The organism is Suilimivivens aceti, from assembly GCF_025567405.1.
GTDB lineage: Bacteria > Bacillota > Clostridia > Lachnospirales > Lachnospiraceae > Suilimivivens > Suilimivivens aceti.
The window spans coordinates 58125-74681 of record NZ_JAOQKJ010000012.1 but is presented as its reverse complement, the minus strand read 5'-3'; the positions used below and the strand labels follow the sequence as shown (position 1 = coordinate 74681).

The 16557-nt window shown below is 43.7% G+C and carries 16 protein-coding genes and 1 other RNA gene; 5 read left to right on the top strand and 12 right to left on the bottom strand.

Annotated elements, in window-relative coordinates; genetic code table 11:
* The 4 genes from OCV77_RS13540 to OCV77_RS13525 form a co-directional block, all read left to right on the top strand.
* A partial coding sequence (locus tag OCV77_RS13540; protein ID WP_262575548.1) for an RpnC/YadD family protein occupies positions 1 to 828 on the top strand: 828 nt, incomplete at its 5' end.
* A 94-nt stretch (positions 829 to 922) separates the two neighbouring features.
* Complete coding sequence (locus OCV77_RS13535; RefSeq protein ID WP_262575547.1) at positions 923 to 1153, top strand: hypothetical protein; 231 nt, start codon at positions 923 to 925, stop codon at positions 1151 to 1153.
* 479 nt (positions 1154 to 1632) lie between these two features.
* Positions 1633 to 2349: a hypothetical protein gene (locus tag OCV77_RS13530; protein WP_262575546.1), complete on the top strand. Its 717-nt coding sequence runs from the start codon at positions 1633 to 1635 to the stop codon at positions 2347 to 2349.
* A 15-nt stretch (positions 2350 to 2364) separates the two neighbouring features.
* Positions 2365 to 2640, top strand: a complete 276-nt coding sequence (locus OCV77_RS13525) for a hypothetical protein (protein ID WP_262575545.1) — start codon at positions 2365 to 2367, stop codon at positions 2638 to 2640.
* A 184-nt stretch (positions 2641 to 2824) separates the two neighbouring features.
* Here OCV77_RS13525 and nrdG read toward each other — a convergent pair whose 3' ends face one another.
* The 4 genes from nrdG to tadA all read right to left on the bottom strand — a co-directional run bounded on the left by nrdG (position 2825) and on the right by tadA (position 7520).
* Positions 2825 to 3319, bottom strand: coding sequence for an anaerobic ribonucleoside-triphosphate reductase activating protein (nrdG, locus tag OCV77_RS13520; protein WP_262575544.1), 495 nt, complete (start codon positions 3317 to 3319; stop codon positions 2825 to 2827).
* A complete protein-coding gene (gene nrdD, locus OCV77_RS13515) occupies positions 3319 to 5475 on the bottom strand; it encodes an anaerobic ribonucleoside-triphosphate reductase (RefSeq protein ID WP_262575542.1) in 2157 nt (718 codons plus the stop codon). The genes nrdG and nrdD overlap by 1 nt, the downstream gene beginning before the upstream one ends.
* Before the next feature lie 118 nt (positions 5476 to 5593).
* Entirely contained in the window at positions 5594 to 6988 is a 1395-nt protein-coding gene (locus OCV77_RS13510; RefSeq protein WP_262575541.1) for an MATE family efflux transporter, read from the bottom strand.
* Positions 6966 to 7520: a tRNA adenosine(34) deaminase TadA gene (gene tadA, locus OCV77_RS13505; protein ID WP_262575540.1), complete on the bottom strand. Its 555-nt coding sequence runs from the start codon at positions 7518 to 7520 to the stop codon at positions 6966 to 6968. The genes OCV77_RS13510 and tadA overlap by 23 nt, the downstream gene beginning before the upstream one ends.
* Positions 7521 to 7578: 58 nt before the next feature.
* Here tadA and ffs point away from each other — a divergent pair.
* Positions 7579 to 7778, top strand: an RNA gene (gene ffs, locus OCV77_RS13500) — signal recognition particle sRNA large type.
* 66 nt (positions 7779 to 7844) lie between these two features.
* On the opposite strand, the gene OCV77_RS13495 is transcribed toward ffs, so the two are convergent.
* From OCV77_RS13495 to OCV77_RS13460, 8 genes are all read right to left on the bottom strand, one after another.
* Positions 7845 to 9785, bottom strand: coding sequence for a GGDEF domain-containing protein (locus OCV77_RS13495; protein WP_262575539.1), 1941 nt, complete (start codon positions 9783 to 9785; stop codon positions 7845 to 7847).
* 45 nt (positions 9786 to 9830) lie between these two features.
* On the bottom strand, positions 9831 to 10658 hold the full coding sequence (locus OCV77_RS13490) for a hypothetical protein (RefSeq protein WP_262575537.1): 828 nt from the start codon (positions 10656 to 10658) through the stop codon (positions 9831 to 9833).
* A gap of 98 nt (positions 10659 to 10756) precedes the next feature.
* Positions 10757 to 11845 carry a PucR family transcriptional regulator gene (locus tag OCV77_RS13485; protein WP_118798955.1) on the bottom strand — a complete coding sequence of 363 codons (1089 nt, stop codon included), beginning with the start codon at positions 11843 to 11845 and terminating at the stop codon, positions 10757 to 10759.
* A gap of 128 nt (positions 11846 to 11973) precedes the next feature.
* Positions 11974 to 13083: an ABC transporter ATP-binding protein gene (locus OCV77_RS13480; RefSeq protein WP_118798956.1), complete on the bottom strand. Its 1110-nt coding sequence runs from the start codon at positions 13081 to 13083 to the stop codon at positions 11974 to 11976.
* Positions 13084 to 13281: 198 nt separating this feature from the next.
* On the bottom strand, positions 13282 to 14769 hold the full coding sequence (locus OCV77_RS13475) for a sensor domain-containing diguanylate cyclase (RefSeq protein WP_262575535.1): 1488 nt from the start codon (positions 14767 to 14769) through the stop codon (positions 13282 to 13284).
* Positions 14770 to 14771: 2 nt separating this feature from the next.
* A complete protein-coding gene (locus tag OCV77_RS13470; protein WP_262575533.1) occupies positions 14772 to 15473 on the bottom strand; it encodes a YesL family protein in 702 nt (233 codons plus the stop codon).
* Positions 15474 to 15483: 10 nt separating this feature from the next.
* The gene (locus tag OCV77_RS13465) at positions 15484 to 15969 is read right to left on the bottom strand and encodes a GNAT family N-acetyltransferase (RefSeq protein WP_262575531.1); all 486 of its coding nucleotides are present in this window, start codon (positions 15967 to 15969) and stop codon (positions 15484 to 15486) included.
* A gap of 11 nt (positions 15970 to 15980) precedes the next feature.
* Positions 15981 to 16556, bottom strand: coding sequence for a DUF1002 domain-containing protein (locus OCV77_RS13460; RefSeq protein ID WP_262575530.1), 576 nt, complete (start codon positions 16554 to 16556; stop codon positions 15981 to 15983).
* Position 16557: the final 1 nt, after the last annotated feature.

The following is a 16557-nucleotide window of genomic DNA, read 5'->3' as shown; positions in this document are numbered from 1 at the left end:
ATTGACTACAGCATGCCGGTGCGGTGCATGGGGTATGATGCCGCAGAATATCACAGGCAGCTAAAAGCAAAGAAGCGTAGATGGAATTTAATGAACGGGCGTCAAAAAGGACCCTGTATCACATCCGGCGCAGTGTCTGCTGCAACGAGCCATGAAAAACTGTCCGGAATTTTGAAAACGGACCGGCTGCAGCCGGTTTATACTGTTTGTCTCTATAGTGGTACAGATCCATGGGATGGGCCACGGACACTTTCAGATATGATGGCATTTCATCCAAATGATAATTATCTGAGATTCCTGTTCAGAGACTATCCGCTCAATCTGTTTTGTGTTAATGAGCATAGTGGATTTGATGAATTTCACACAGACCTCCGGCAGCTTTTTCGTGCCATGAACTGTAGGAAGGACAAGCAGAAGCTGACCGAGCTTATGGGGGATAATCTCTATTCCCATTTAAACGAAGACACATGGGACGCCATTGCTGTCATGACAGACAATGCAGCCCTGCTTCAAAACAAAGAGGCTTTCAGAAATACATACGGAAATCAGGAGGGATTTGATATGTGCCAGGCTTTAGATGAATTAATGGCGGATAAAATGAATGAGGGGATTCTTATCGGAAAACGTGAGGGAAAACACGAAGGGATTCTTATCGGAAAGCGTGAGGGGAAACACGAAGGGATCCTTCTGGAGAAGCAGAACAGTGAAGCTAAGATCAGGACTATCATTTCCAATATGTTGGCTGGTGGTGTTTCCTGTGAAAATATCTGCAGGTTTTTGGAATGCGATCCTTCCTTTGTTGAACAGATACGGGAAAGCATCCAGTAATATCGATATTCTGCCTGTCATCACAGACAATGCAGCCCTGCTTCAAAACAAAGAAGCTTTCAGAAATACATACGGAAATCAGGAGGGATTTGATATGTGCCAGGCTTTAGATGAATTAATGGCGGATAAAATGAATGAGGGGATTCTTATCGGAAAGCGTGAGGGGAAACACGAAGGGATCCTTCTGGAGAAGCAGAACAGTGAAGCTAAAATCAGGACTATCATTTCCAATATGTTGGCTGGTGGTGTTTCCTGTGAAAATATCTGCAGATTTTTGGAATGTGATCCTTCTCTGGTCGAACAGGTTCAGACAGGTATCCAATGACGCTTTTGGCTGGCACAAGTTATATTGATCAAATAAACGAGATTTTACAGGCAAAAAGAAAAGAATCCGGATGAGATTAGATATCGCTAAACATACCAAATTAAAAAATTTCAATTTGCCTATAAAGTAATTTCCCCAAGTGCCGATATTATTAGTGAACGCAAGAATGCAACATTTGATTACAAAATGTTGCATTCTTTTTATCATCAGTGAAACGAAAAAACATTTATTGCAGTTTGAAAACTTCTATGTTAGAATCATCTCAAAGCATAGAAGATTTCTTTTTACAGATACTTTGATTGCAATAATCAGATCTGTATGTTAAAGGGGATTCCCCTTTTCTTGGTCAGTTACTTCCTTTCGATGTAGCCTGACATTCTAAAGATCAGAAAATCCATGCTTTGCAATCCAAACTATTTTGAATAAGCAGAGGATTTTCAACAACCCATAGGATCCTCTGCGCACAAAGGAGGAATTTTATGGGGAAATATGATACTTGCATGAAGGAGTTTCTACAGAATAAGGATTGGTTTGCAGATCTCTTTAATGGCTGCTGCTTTCAGGGAAGGCAGATCATCCGGGCAGAAGATTTACGGGAAGCTTCGGAAAACTATGTGATCACAGATAAAGGGATGCCAGGGAAAACACGACAAAAAGATACGGAAATCATCCGTGATGTAAAAATGGTACTTGGATCTGGCATGGTTTTACAGGTACTTGCTGTAGAAAGTCAAAGCTACATTGATTATGCCATGCCGGTGCGGTGTATGGGGTATGATGCCGCAGAGTACCGCCGGCAGCTGAAAGAAAGAAAACAGGAACGCAGACTGCTCATGAACTCCGAAATCAGGCTGAAAAATCCAGCTCTCAGCATGGATGAAACACTTTCCGGTATTCTAAGATCGGACAGACTGCATCCTGTATATACGCTCTGTCTTTACAGCGGCACAGAACCATGGGATGGTCCAAGAAAGCTATCGGATATGATGGCTTTTGATCCTCAAAACCAAAATCTGCAATCGTTGTTTGAAGAATACCATCTGCACCTGTTCTGCATTAATGAGCAGCATATATTTGATGCATTCCACTCCGATCTGAAACCATTGTTTCAAGCCATGAACTGCAGAAACAATAAGAAGAAAATGATTGAACTGATGAAGGACGAGACCTATTCCCATCTGAATGAAGATACATGAGACGCCATTGCTGTCATGACAGATAACGCAGCTATGCTTCAGAAGAAGGATTTATATAAGACGAAAAACCAGAAGGAGGAATTTAATATGTGCCAGGCTTTACAAGAATTGATGCAGGATGAACGTAATGAAGGCCGGATTGAGGGCAAAATTGAAGGCAAAATTGAGGATCAGAAAATCGTTATCCGGAACATGATAAACAGAGGGTACAAAACAGAAGATATCTGTGCAATAGCTGAATGTAGTCCTGCGTTTGTAAAAGAGGTCGAAACAGAGTTAGCACTTACCTGAATTTACTTTGGCAATTGAGGATAAATGTACCAAATTAAAAAATTTCAATTTCCCTATAAAGTAATTTCCCTAAGTGCCGATATTAATAGTGAACGCAAAAATGCAACATTTTATTGTAAAATGTTGCATTTTTCATTCCACGTACAAAAAAGCATTGTATGATTATCTTTGTGAGTATCTGTCCTTAAAAGGTCTGCCTCTCCTTCATCCGCAGGATCCGCTGATTTGCAGAGCCACGGAATGCCAGGCTGATATCCTTCTTCTCCTCCACGAATTCTCCATCTACCAGTACATCCAGAAGCGACAGCATTTCCTCTGTACATTCACAGTGTGCCCGGCTCTCTCCCTGAAGCTCCTCCAGGGTATATCCGGAATAACACCAGATATTTTTGTCCGGAAGCTGCTCTCTGACCCGTTTCAGGAAAGGCATAAGCACTCTCTGGTTTGCCGGTTCAAAGGGTTCCCCGCCAAGCAGCGTCAGTCCTGCAATATAAGATGGCTTAAGACTCTCAAGAATCCCATCCTCTACCTCTCTGGTAAATGGTTTTCCATAATTAAAATCCCAGGCTTCCTCATTAAAGCACCCTTTACAGTGATGGGTACACCCGGAAACGAACAGAGAGGTACGTATGCCCTCTCCGTCTGCAATATCATTATATTTAATATTTGCGTAGTTCATTATAAATGCAGCACCCTCTCTCTGATCTCCTGCGTTCTTCCCTGATTCCAGAATTGTGTACCAATATAGCCACAGGTACGTCTTGCCACATTTAAGGTATTCTGGTTACGGTTGCCGCACTTCGGGCATTCCCATACCAGCTTGCCATCATCCTCTACAATACGGATTTCTCCGTTATAGCCACATTCCTGGCAGAAATCACTCTTGGTATTCAGCTCTGCATACATGATATTGTCATAAATAAATTCCATGATACTGAGCACCGCCGGGATATTATCCTGCATATTGGGAACCTCTACATAGCTGATCGCCCCGCCTGTGGAAAGTGCCTGGAAATCCGATTCAAACTTCAGCTTGGAAAAAGCATCGATCGGCTCTGTTACATGCACATGATAGCTGTTTGTGATATACCCCTTGTCCGTCACGCCTTCGATAATACCAAACCTTCTCTGCAGACACTTGGCAAACTTATAAGTGGTGCTCTCGATCGGTGAACCATAAATACTGAATGCAATATTGGTTTCTTCCTTCCATTTCTCGCAGGCCTTATTCATATATTTCATCACTTCCAGTGCAAAAGGCTTCGCCTCCGGATCGGTATGTGACTTTCCTGTCATATATCTGACGCATTCACAGAGTCCAGCATAGCCAAGGGAAATTGTAGAATATCCTCCATACAGCAGCTTATCGATCGTTTCTCCCTTTTTCAGCCTTGCCAGCGCACCATACTGCCACAGGATCGGTGCTGCATCAGAAAGAGTTCCCTTCAGACGGTTATGCCTGTACATCAGTGCCTTATAGCAAAGCTCCAGTCTCTCATCAAAGATCTTCCAGAACTTATCCATATCTCTTTGGGAAGAAAGTGCCACATCCACCAGGTTGATGGTTACAACACCCTGATTAAATCTTCCATAGAATTTATAATTTCCATTCTCATCCTTCCAGGGATTCAGGGCACTCCTGCATCCCATAACAGGAAAACAGTTTCCTTCCTTGAGCTGCTTCATGATCTTCTCGGAAATATAATCAGGAACCAACCTCTTGGCAGTACATTTTGCAGCCAGCTCTGTCAGATAAAAATACGGATCTCCCTCATGGATATTGTCATCCTCAAGCACATAGATCAGCTTGGGAAATGCCGGTGTGATATAGGTTCCGCTTTCATTCTTGACTCCCTGGATCCTCTGGTTCAGCATTTCCTCGATCACAAGCGCAAGATCCTTCTTTTCCTGTGCACTCTTTGCCTCATTCAGATACATAAATACGGAAAGGAACGGAGCCTGACCATTGGTGGTCATCAATGTGATCACCTGATACTGGATCGTCTGTACACCCTTTTCGATCTCTTTGCGGAGCCGTCTCTCAACAACCCTGCTGATCACTTCGTTTGATGGTGTATCACCCATCAGCTCTGCGTCCTCGAGCACTTCCCTGTGGATCTTTTCTCTGGATACCTGTACAAAGGGAACCAGATGTGTCAGAGAAATGCTCTGACCGCCGTACTGGTTGCTGGCCACCTGCGCAATGATCTGCATGGCAATATTGCAGGCTGTGGAAAAGCTGTGAGGCTTGTCAATATATGTCTCACTGATAACAGTTCCGTTCTGCAGCATATCCTCCAGGTTAACCAGATCACAGTTGTGCATATGCTGTGCAAAATAGTCTGCATCGTGGAAATGGATCAGACCCTCCTGGTCTGCCTTTACGATATCCTGGGGAAGCAGCAGCCTTCTTGTCAGATCCTTGCTTACCTCTCCTGCCATATAATCACGCTGCACACTGTTGATGATCGGATCCTTATTGGAATTCTCCTGCAGAACCTCTTCATTATTACATTCGATCAGAGACAGGATCCTGTCATCTGTTGTATTGCTTTTTCTTACAAGAGAACGGGTATAGCGGTACTTTACATAACATCTCGCCACATTGAAGGCCCCCTGTGCCATGATCTGATTTTCTACCATATCCTGCATTTCCTCTACGGAAATAGCTCGGTTCATCTTGCTGCATTTGAAATTAATATAATCCGCGATCTCCTCGATCTGCTCCTCTGTGAGCTCTTCCCTGATCGCCGCCTTGTTCGCCTTGGCAACTGCAGCTACAATTTTTCTGATGTCAAAGTCTACCTCTGACCCGTTCCTCTTAATTACCTTCATGAAACCCCTCCTTGTACTAACGATGTACGTTTTTAATTATAGTACAAGATATAGTATTACACAAGCCACAAATATCAAAATATTGTTATTATAAGTAGCATTCACATTTTAAACGGGTTTACGGCTCCTTTACAATATTCTGCAGCCAGATATCACTGCGGATCATAAAATAACCGATGGTAACCTTAATGATCTCCGTAAAGGATACAAAGAAAAACACCATTTCTATGGTAAGTGCTGTATGCTTGGCAAGTATTGTAGCGAGCGGAATTACAATTACCCAGGTATAAACACTGTCAAACAGAAAGGTGATTCCAGTCTTGCCCCCGGACCTCAGTGTGAAATAGGACGCATGTGAAAAAGCACAAAGCGGCATGACCAGAGCGGAGATCATAATAAATCTGCCGGCAAGCTCCTTGATACTGTCCTCTGTCTTGTAGATCATCGGAAAATAACGGCCTGCAAATATCATAATAAGTGATACTCCCATGCAGCAGAGCACACAGAAAAAAATCATCTTATTATCTTTATCCCTGGCTTCCTCCAGCCGTCCTGCACCAAGAAGCTGTCCGACTACGATGGAAATGCACCCGCCAAGCTGGAGGTAAACAATATTAAACAGATTGCTTATGGTAGAGGAAATATTCTGTGCCGCTACTACCTCAAGGCCACGGACAGCGTAGCACTGGGCGATCACAGCCATTCCCACTGCCCAGAGCATTTCATTGAACATCAGCGGTGTTCCCTTTTTAATAATGCCAGACAAAATATGTCCCGGAACAGAGAATCCATGATAGACTCCCTTCAGATACGGGTTCTGCTCCAGATGAGTATGTGCCCAGATCACCACAATGGCACATTCCACAAATCTGGCTGCCACTGTCGCTATGGCTGCACCCTGCACCCCATAGGCCGGAACCCCTCCTATCCCGAAGATCAGCACATAATCCAGCACCAGATTGGTTACCACTGCTGCCAGACTCGCCAGCATCGGCACAAATGTATGCCCGGTTTCCCTGATCGTATTCACATAGGCCTGGCTGACAGCAAATGGCACAAGTCCTGCCATCATGATCCTCAGATATTGCTCTCCATACTGAAGGGCAAGTGCAGTGTTCCCCACACTTCCTCCGTCACTTAAGTACAGGGAGATCAGATCTGTATCTAAGAATCCAAACAAAAGCAGGGCGATCCCGGCGATAATGATACAGGCATACATTTTAAACCGGAATGCATACTTCTGCCCTTCATAATCCCCTTTACCATAAAACTGGGTACCAAATATCCCGGCGCCGGACACACCGCCCCAGATACAGATATTAAATACAAAAATAAGCTGATTGACAATGGCTACACCGGACATCTGCTCTGTTCCCACCTGCCCGACCATGATATTGTCAAGGAAGCTGACAAAGCTGGTAATGGCATTCTGAATGATCATGGGAACAGCAAGCACCAGTACATATCTAAAAAATGCAGTATCTATATATTTATTTTTTATCTTCGTTAACATTCTCTTCTCCTGTTTCTTTCTGCTGCACAGCAGTATTTTCAGCCACGGCCGACGCCCGCAGCTTCTTCTCCATCTTTACTCTCACCCGAAGTCCCTTAAAGAATTCTTTCAGCATACTGGAGCACTCCTCTTCCAGAACTCCTCTTGTCACCTTCACCTGGTGGTTAAATCTTTCATCCTCCAGAATATTCAGTATGGAACCCCCACAGCCTGCCTTGGGATTCATGCAACCCATTACCACCTCATCGATCCTGGCCTGTACGATCGCGCCTGCACACATTTGACAGGGTTCCAGTGTCACATACAGCGTGCAGCCCTCAAGCCGCCAGTCACCAAGTTTTTTGCTCGCCCTGTTGATCGCTGTGATCTCTGCATGTGCCAGCGTATTTTTATCCGTATTTCTACGGTTATAACCTCTTCCTATGATCTTTCCTTCGTGGACGATGACACAGCCGATCGGTACCTCAAGCAGAGCGTATGCCTTTTTTGCCTGCTTTATGGCCGCCTTCATATACTTTTCCTGCTCAGTCATTTCCTGTTTCCTTTCAAGTTGACAAATCTTCGAAAACCCCATATACTACTAAAGTAATACATATCTGCTCTGAAGGAAGCTGCTGTGGCTGCCCCTTTTTGATGGCGCTGAAGGGTGGGTCCTGCGCAATGGATGTCCACGAACCGTGTCAGGTTGGGAACAAAGCAGCACTAAGAGGAATTTTTCCATGTGCCGCAGGGTCACCTGCCCCGAGTTAATCAGAAGGGTAACGCATGGCAGCTTCCTTTAGCGCAGATACCGCACACACAATAACAGGAGGAGCTTAACCGCCCCTCCTGATTTTTTCTGTATCAGGTACACGCCTTACGGCTGCTGGTTTTTCAGCCTTTCCTTTTTGGCTTTTTTTACCTTATACATCTCCTGATCTGCTACTTCGATCAGATCCTCCAGCTTCATGTCTTCTTCCGGCTCTACCAGACTGTACCCCATACTGGCGCCCAGTTTATACTCCTTGCCGGAGGTCATGTTATATTCATCAATGCTTCTTTCGATCCTGCGGATATAGCCTGCCGCCTTCTCATCCGTATAATTTTTGGACATAACGACAAACTCATCACCACCATAGCGCATCACCAGTTCCCCGTTTCCATGTAACTGACGCAGGATCATTCCCATTGCCTTGATAAAAGCATCTCCTTCGTCATGACCATACCTGTCATTGACGCTCTTAAGTCCATCCAGATCCAGGAACAGAATAAACAGATTCTCTTTCCTGTCGATAGCCTCATGGATCAGGTTCGGTGCGAACTTGAAAAATCCTGCTCTGTTAAATACTTCTGTCAGGGTATCATAGATCCACATCCGGTTCAGTCTGTGCACCATGGAATTCAGCATTGACTGCTTTCTTAAATTCTCCAGGGCATTATTAATATTCATGATAAATAAATGGAAAAGCTCGCTGTCCATCATCAGACGGCTGTTTCCGATAACACAGTAACCATAGCAGCGATCCTGATAATGCAGCGGAACTACAGTGTAGAACCTGCCTTTTCCTGCTACTGTGTATTTATCCGGAAGAAACTTTTCTACCGGGAATCTTCCATAATTCTCAAATTCTCCCCGCCTGTAGATCAGCGGAATGCAGATTTCCGGTGCATATTGTGACAGTGCTTCTATCTGTGTTTTTCCCGTAATCTCATAATTTCTGTCTGTCTGGTAAGAGTCCTCCACCACACACATACACATATAGAACTCATTCGGATTGATCAGTTTAATGTATCTGCGTATCTCTGCCAGCAGCTGTTCAAAGGTGGGTGCCCCGGTAAAATCTGCTGATGAGGATTTCACGATCTCAGAAAACTCTGTCACATGAAGCTTGTCTGTGATCATCTTCATCCGGAAGCTTTCCTCCGGTTCTGCTTCACTGTCATGGCAGCCACAGCTTTCGGTAAAGATCAGATGACTTTTCAGGGTTGTTTCTTCCGATCCCTCTTTCCCAAGGATCACATCCCTGAGCTTTTCATATGCCTTTGCTCCAAGCTCTGTCTCCGGTCTCTCCACACTGGTGATCCTTGGAGAATGGTTCCTGCCAACGATCGCATTATCATACCCGGTAAGGAGCACCTGCTCTGGGACCTCATACCCCAGCTCCTTCAGCTTGTAAAAAGCCCCTAATGCCATTTCATCATTAGCCGCCACAATAGCATCCGGAAATGCTCCAGGCAGGTCGTAGAAATATCCAACTGCCTTTTTCCCACTCTCAGGATGATAATCACCGTAATAAAAATAGCGGTTATCGAAGGGAATCTTATTGTCCGCCAGTGCCTTCCGGAAGCTCTCCCATCTCTCCGTGGAATCCATATTCTCTTCCGGTCCTGATATAAAAGCAAAGTGCTTCGCCCGATGTACCTGGAGGAGATGCTCCACAATCCCGTAAATTCCATTGGCATTATCCATACCCATATAAAGCATTCCCGGATATTTTACATTCAGGCTGATACAGGGAATCCTTGCTTCCCTGATCTTTTTTACCAGTTCAGATATGACACTCTTGTCATATACTGTGTCACCATGAAGGATCACACCGTCGTAATCTTTCAGATCCGGCAATGAGAAAATAGCAGTTTCTCCTTTAGTATAATAAGGAGAAGAATAGGTCCACGAATCACAGGTGAAAATAAAAACATCCGTCCCGTCAAAGACCGCCTTTTCCAATATTCCATTCATAATACGGCGCTGACTGTCAAAACGCAGACCACCGATCAAGACCGCAATTTTCATAGCTGTTAATCCTTCGTTATCCATCAAACATGGACTCTGGTACCTATGTACATGATAACATCTTTTTTTTCAAATTTCTACTTTTCTCAGATAATATCCAAATTTTCCATCTTCGACCTTCCCTTCAGTTTCAAAGCCCTCAAACCCAAACATAATGGCTACCATTTTCTCCCTTTCATAAAATACCCCCGGAACCCCCAGGCAGAAGCAGATATCACCGTTCCCAAAAGATCCTGTATCCCTGCCCAGTATAAGATGCCTGTAGTTGAAATAGCCATGGAGAAGGAAGCTGTTATGGACAAGCTTCTGATATTTCTGCGTCATTATGACAAAATCTGCCGGTCTGATCGAAATAAATTCTCTTTCATCACCAAATGGATGCAGGATTTCATACTGCTTTTTTAATTGTTCCCATTTATCCGGCATTAGTGTTAAGTCCTCTTTGCAAAATCCATCCCCGTCTGTTTTCTCCTGTCCGAAACTGCCTGCAGCCTCCCATCCATCATGCCGTATTATCCGGATCCCTGTTGCTTTGCTGACTGCGTACCTGTTATTATTAATCCTGATCTCGTCCTGATTACCTGGAAACCGGAACATCCCGTTTCCACTGCTGCATCTGACAGACAGCTTCCCTATTTCTATCTGTCTTCCCGCTATTGCTCCTCCTGCCGCAGTATTGTCCCTATCTTCCTCTGCCATACCCAGATATACAGATACCTCTTCTTTGATTTCTTCCGAAATTTTCATTTCCCCTGCAGTTCTTTGCAACGGCCGGAGCTGTACTGCCAGCTTATAACCTCCCGGAATACACTGAAAGGAAGCAAAGCCACAGTTTTCTACCGTTCCATCTCCTTTTGTTCTATGTAAATATACAATTTTCTTTTCATATAAATTCAACCCGCATCCCTCCACATATATGTATATGCAGAGATACGGGTTGTTCAGTACTTTTTATCTCTTGTAAGGTATTTCTACCTTCATTATCATCTATTCTTTTAATAATTCAGATGATCCAGATATTTCATATAATTAACTACCATCATGGCAATCTTGAAGGTGAGGGCATCATCAAATGTCCTGACATCCAGCCCTGTACTCTTCTGAAGCTTTTCAATCCGGTACACCAGTGTATTCCGATGTACAAAAAGCTGTCTGGAGGTTTCTGAAACGTTCAGGTTATTTTCAAAAAATTTATTCACTGTTGTCAGAATCTCCTCATCAAATTCTGCCGGGTCAGCATCTCCAAAAATCTCATCAATAAAGATCCTGCATAAATTTACCGGCAGCTGATAGATCAATCTTCCTATACCCAGATTGCTATAAGCATTGACCTTCTTCTCAACATAGAATATCTTGCCAACATCCAGCGCCAGGCTGGCTTCCTTATAGGATTTTGACACATCCTTCAGCTCCTGCACAATCGTTCCATAAGCAACCCTTACATTCATCATTGCTTCAGCATTCATCATATCCACGATCATATTTGCGGTCTGCTCTACCGTCTCATAGCCTTCTCCCGGTTCCAGTGACTTGATCAGGATCACACTGCTCTCATCAATGGCGGTAATAAAGTCACCTGACTGGGAAGAAAACAGTCCCCCCAGAAACTCTGCTGCCGTACTGTCTCTTTCCTTCTCCGTCTCCACGATCAGCACCACTCTCGGTACTGTTACTTCAATATGAAGCTTCTTTGCCCTGTTATAAATATCCACCAGTAAAAGATTGTCAAGTAAAAGATTCTGGAAGAAATTATTTCTGTCAAACCGTTCCTTATAAGCCGCCATGAGCTGTTGGATCTGGCTTGCTGCAATTCTTCCAACAACATAAGTATCATCACTGCTTCCTCTTGCCACAAGAACAAAAGCCAGTTCTCCCTCATCCATGATCTTTAGAAGATGATCAAAACCAATCACCTGACTATCTGCCGGAGATTCCACGAAGCTTCTGATCAGTCCTGCTTCTATATCCTTGTTATCGAAAGTAGACGCTACCGTAGTTCCATCCGGATCATAGACACAAAGTTCTACTCTCGTTATGGCACGCAGCTCTTCAATACTTGTTGCTATTACCTGTGAAGATATCATCCGCTTTCATTCCTCTCTTTTCATATCTGGGCGATCAGCAAAAAACAAGCATCCCCTCCCGGGCGTTCACTTATTTTTGCCTTAAGTAAAAAGAGGGATGCAATGTGCATCCCTCATATAGATTATTCCTAGTTTGTGATAACCTGCTCTGTTTCTTTGTCAAATACGTGAATCTTCTCAACATCGAATGCGAACTTAACAGTATCGCCAGGTCTTGCTGTTGTTCTGGAATCAACTCTTGCAGTGATAGGGAACTCAGCCAGATCAAAGTATAAGTAAACTTCTGCACCAAGCAATTCATAAACCTTGATAGTAGATTCAAATACGCACTTAGCAGTTTCAATGAACATCTCTGAATCATATACATCTTCAGGACGGATACCAAATGTAACTGTCTTTCCAGCATATCCTCCCTCGATCAGCTTCTTGGACTTAGCAGGAGGAAGAGGAATCTCACTTCCAGCTACCTTTAAGTATGCTGTATCACCCTTAACATCTACAACAGCATCCAGGAAGTTCATCTGAGGTGATCCCATGAATCCTGCAACAAACAGGTTTACGGGTTTCTCATACAGATTCTGAGGTGTATCTACCTGCTGAACAACACCGTCCTTCATAACAACGATTCTATCACCAAGAGTCATAGCCTCTGTCTGGTCATGTGTTACATAGATGATGGTGGTACCAAGTCTCTGATGCAGCTTAGCGATCTCAATACGCATCTGTACACGAAGCTTTGCATCCAGGTTTGAAAGAGGCTCATCCATAAGGAATACCTTAGGATTACGAACAATAGCACGTCCCATTGCAACACGCTGTCTCTGTCCACCAGAAAGAGCCTTGGGCTTACGGTCAAGAAGTGCTGTCAGATCAAGAACCTTAGCTGCTTCCTTAACCATCTTATCGATTTCATCCTTCGGAACCTTTCTCAGCTTAAGTCCGAAAGCCATATTGTCATATACTGACATATGAGGATACAGAGCGTAGTTCTGGAATACCATTGCGATATCTCTATCCTTAGGCTCTACATCGTTAACAACTCTGTCACCGATCTTTAATTCACCAGAAGAAATATCCTCCAGACCAGCGATCATACGAAGGGTTGTAGACTTACCACATCCTGAAGGTCCTACGAAAATAATAAACTCCTGATCAGCGATTTCAAGATTGAAATCTTTTACTGCTTCAAATCCGTTAGGATATACTTTGCAGATATTTTTTAATGATAAACTTGCCATTTCATTAGCCTCCTTGAAAAATAGGTTCAACTTCAACGTTAAGATTAGTATAACGGACGTAGTCCAAATTAGCTATACCACTATTCCACAAAGATTTCTGATTCCATTGTGAGAAATGCTTAGAAACCTTTCTGATTCCATTTGCTTTCGACAGTTTGTACATCATGTGCATATTTTTATATACAAATTGTACAATTCCTATTTTCTGTCTCTGTCGTCATAAAATGCCAGCTGGTTCTTGCCTCTCTGTTTTGCCTTGTAAAGTGCTTTATCTGCCGCTTTGTACAGGGAATCAAAATCACTTCCGTTCTCCGGGAATACTGCAGCACCAATACTTGCTGTTGCTGAATATTTTACATATTCACCTGCGGTGAAATCCTTGAAGAACTGCACCAGCTTTCTGGCCTCCTTCAGTGTATTTTCATCGGATTTCAGGAATTTCAGAAATATGGTAAACTCATCACCACCCGTACGTCCAATAATATCTGTTACACGGAACAGGGAGCTGATCGTTCTGCCAAGGGTCTTCAGCACCTCATCGCCAAAGGCATGTCCCATCGTATCATTGATCTTCTTGAAATTATCAATGTCAAGTACAAACATCATACCGAGGGAATTGGGATTTTCTTTCATATACTCTTTGATCTTTCTCTCTGTTGCCAGCTTGTTTGTCAGTCCTGTCAGAAGGTCGGTATCCGCCTCCTCACGGAGCAGTCTGTCATGCTCCGCCACATTCTTCTTGGTCGTATAGCTGATGGTAAGGAAGGCGGCAAAGAAGCCGATCAGCACAAGCAGAAGCTGTGTCAGCATTACACCGCTGCTCTTCCAGAAATTGGATTCCTTCTTGTCAACATAGCTTTGGTCAACACCTATGATGACATCGAATCCGCTGTTCAGGACAGGTGCATATACAACTGTCCTCTTTTCTCCTGTCCCCTTGGAGGAAGCTTCTATACATCCTGTCACGGCATTGATCAGTCTGACTCTCGCCTTTGAAACAGACTCCTTATTTTTATCTGCAAAATTGTTCCAGAAATTAAGTTCTGTCAGGAAGTCACTTTCATAGGTTCCACTAGTAACAATATAGCCATTCTTGTCAATGATCAGAGCAAATGCATCTGCACCAAAGTCAACACTGATCTTGAAAAGCTTATCCAGCTTCCGTACCGGTAAATACAGGAGCACACTCCCCTTGCCAGTCTCCCCTGACGGAGCCATGATGACCAGCTCTGTCGTTTTCAGATCCTCAGAATTTCTCATACAGAAAACCTTGGTTTCTGACAGTCCGGCAAGCTGTTCAAAATACGGCTCCTTTTTCAGATCTGCTGTTGCAAAGTCTGTTCCGTCCCATACATATCCTGTATTTCCACCATTATAATACACTGCTTTTTCTGCGCTTGTATTTTCCTGCACCGCCATAAGCGTCTCTTTGATCAGATTCTGTCCATAATGGCTGCTCGTGGAAAGGACATCTGCTGCCACATCAGCTGCTGTCTGCAGCTCTGACAATTCCATATTCACTTTTTGTGCATATTTGGATGCAGAACTCGTCATCACATCTTCATAATTCTGAATGCCCTCTCTCTTGATCCTGGAAAAAGAGACACAGAGCATGACCGTCACTACAATGACGAGTATTCCTCCCAAAATCGACCACTGTAAGATTTGCCTTTTTTTTGATTCCATCTCTACTCCATATGCTGGTCTGTCATTTCTCCTGAAACTTCCTCTACAGCTTCATCCCCGGCTTCCCCGGATCCTTCTTCTGTATCGTCGTCCTTTTCCTCAAAGCGTTCAAAGCTCTTCCTGTATAAAAGTGCATTCAGATATCCGGGACCTGAAATTCCAAGCAGGAACACAAGCGGCAGAATCGGATTAGCAAAGAAAAACACGATCACAGGAATAAGCCAGCACAGCACCATGAGAAGTGTTCTTGGCAGACTCAGCACTCCCATAAGAAAAGAATTTTTATAGGTTGCCTTAATTGCATTATCGTACCTTGCCAGTAATGGGTACAGATATATAGTCGCAAATGTCACAAGGATTCCCACCGCTATCACAGCAATCTGCAGCCATTCCGGGAAATCCATAGATGCATAACGGAAAACAAAGAGATCACCCGCAAGGATTCCATAAATCACAAGCTGTATAAGCAGGATCAGTGTCGCCTGTCTAAAATTCTGTTTAAATGATTTAAAGAATGCCTTTGTTATGTATCCTTCTTCGTTTTTTGCCATTTTCAAAAGTACATAATTCATTGCCGTCAGAGATGCTCCGATCGTTACGACCGGAATACAGCAGATCATCGTCAGTATATTCAGCCAGATCAGATCTGCTACTCTGTTCAAAAAATTCATAAAAGGGCTTTCCAGTCCAAAAATTCTTCCCATTTGTTTCTCCTTATCCTCTGTCAAATTCTAAAAGCATGGGAGTAAAAATAATCCCATCCTGCTGTTTCTCCGGACCAAGATCCCGGAATCCCAGTCTGTGGTAGAATCCAACTCCATAAGGCGACGCATTTACCGTCAGCCTGTTAAGTCCCTCTTCCTTCCTGACATACTCAGAAAGAAACGAGATCAATGCTCTCCCAATCCCTCTCCGGTGATAATCACCGTCCACGAACAACAATGAAATATGCGTTTTATTGCGCAGGGATATCATCCCTATCAGCTTTCCTGAGAAGAATGCTCCAATCATCTGATAGGTTCCAAGCGCAAACATTCTTTTCAGATCAGAGTCGGTGATAAAATCCTCAAAGCTGCGCACTCCCTCTGGCGGATAAACATCGCCCTCATATTCCAGGAAGGTTTTCCAGGCAAGTCCCATTGCTTCTTCCCATTCATCCGATGATACAAACCGAATCACACACGGCAATCCTGCGCTCATTTACTGTCCTTTCACTGCCTGTCCGCTATCTGAAAGCCACCAAGCAGTCCACCGAAAAAATTTTTCGTGGACTGCCATAAATTGCTGAAAAAGCTTTCTGCGGCATTCTTTACTGCATTTTCCACAGCACCCCTGATAATTTCATTTGTATGATCTACAAAGTCTGCTCCATATTTGTCATAAAGTGTTTCTGCCTTATCCAGTACATAATCAGCAGAAAAGCCCATATTCTCCAGCTTTTGCATAGCTTCTACCACTTTTCTGGCATCGGCCTCCTTAATGATGATCCCGAATTTTTCTTCACTTTCCTGAATAGCCGCCTTTAACCCTTCTTCACTGTCCAGACTTCCATCAGAAATCTTTTCGGAAGCAAACCTGAAAATCTCTTTTACTGTCTTCGGATCCATTTCTGATACTGCCTCGGAGAGCTTATCCTTCACATCTCCAAGCAGCTCTTCTGTATCGATATTTTCTGTACCCTGTCCTGCCTCTGCAGCCCTGACAGTTGCAGGAATACACAGCCCTGCCGTAACAGTCAGAACTGCCATACAGAAAATTCCCAAAAGCCAAAATTTCAATTTTTTCATA

Excerpts from the sequence above, each read along its gene's own strand:
- OCV77_RS13535 (WP_262575547.1), top strand. The coding sequence starts at position 923 with ATGTGCCAGGCTTTAGATGAATTAATGGCGGATAAAATGAATGAGGGG.
- OCV77_RS13530 (WP_262575546.1), top strand. The coding sequence starts at position 1,633 with ATGGGGAAATATGATACTTGCATGAAGGAGTTTCTACAGAATAAGGAT.
- OCV77_RS13525 (WP_262575545.1), top strand. The coding sequence starts at position 2,365 with ATGACAGATAACGCAGCTATGCTTCAGAAGAAGGATTTATATAAGACG.
- nrdG (WP_262575544.1), bottom strand. The coding sequence starts at position 3,319 with ATGAACTACGCAAATATTAAATATAATGATATTGCAGACGGAGAGGGC.
- nrdD (WP_262575542.1), bottom strand. The coding sequence starts at position 5,475 with ATGAAGGTAATTAAGAGGAACGGGTCAGAGGTAGACTTTGACATCAGA.
- OCV77_RS13510 (WP_262575541.1), bottom strand. The coding sequence starts at position 6,988 with ATGTTAACGAAGATAAAAAATAAATATATAGATACTGCATTTTTTAGA.
- tadA (WP_262575540.1), bottom strand. The coding sequence starts at position 7,520 with ATGACTGAGCAGGAAAAGTATATGAAGGCGGCCATAAAGCAGGCAAAA.
- OCV77_RS13495 (WP_262575539.1), bottom strand. The coding sequence starts at position 9,785 with ATGGATAACGAAGGATTAACAGCTATGAAAATTGCGGTCTTGATCGGT.
- OCV77_RS13485 (WP_118798955.1), bottom strand. The coding sequence starts at position 11,845 with ATGATATCTTCACAGGTAATAGCAACAAGTATTGAAGAGCTGCGTGCC.
- OCV77_RS13480 (WP_118798956.1), bottom strand. The coding sequence starts at position 13,083 with ATGGCAAGTTTATCATTAAAAAATATCTGCAAAGTATATCCTAACGGA.
- OCV77_RS13475 (WP_262575535.1), bottom strand. The coding sequence starts at position 14,769 with ATGGAATCAAAAAAAAGGCAAATCTTACAGTGGTCGATTTTGGGAGGA.
- OCV77_RS13470 (WP_262575533.1), bottom strand. The coding sequence starts at position 15,473 with ATGGGAAGAATTTTTGGACTGGAAAGCCCTTTTATGAATTTTTTGAAC.
- OCV77_RS13465 (WP_262575531.1), bottom strand. The coding sequence starts at position 15,969 with ATGAGCGCAGGATTGCCGTGTGTGATTCGGTTTGTATCATCGGATGAA.
- OCV77_RS13460 (WP_262575530.1), bottom strand. The coding sequence starts at position 16,556 with ATGAAAAAATTGAAATTTTGGCTTTTGGGAATTTTCTGTATGGCAGTT.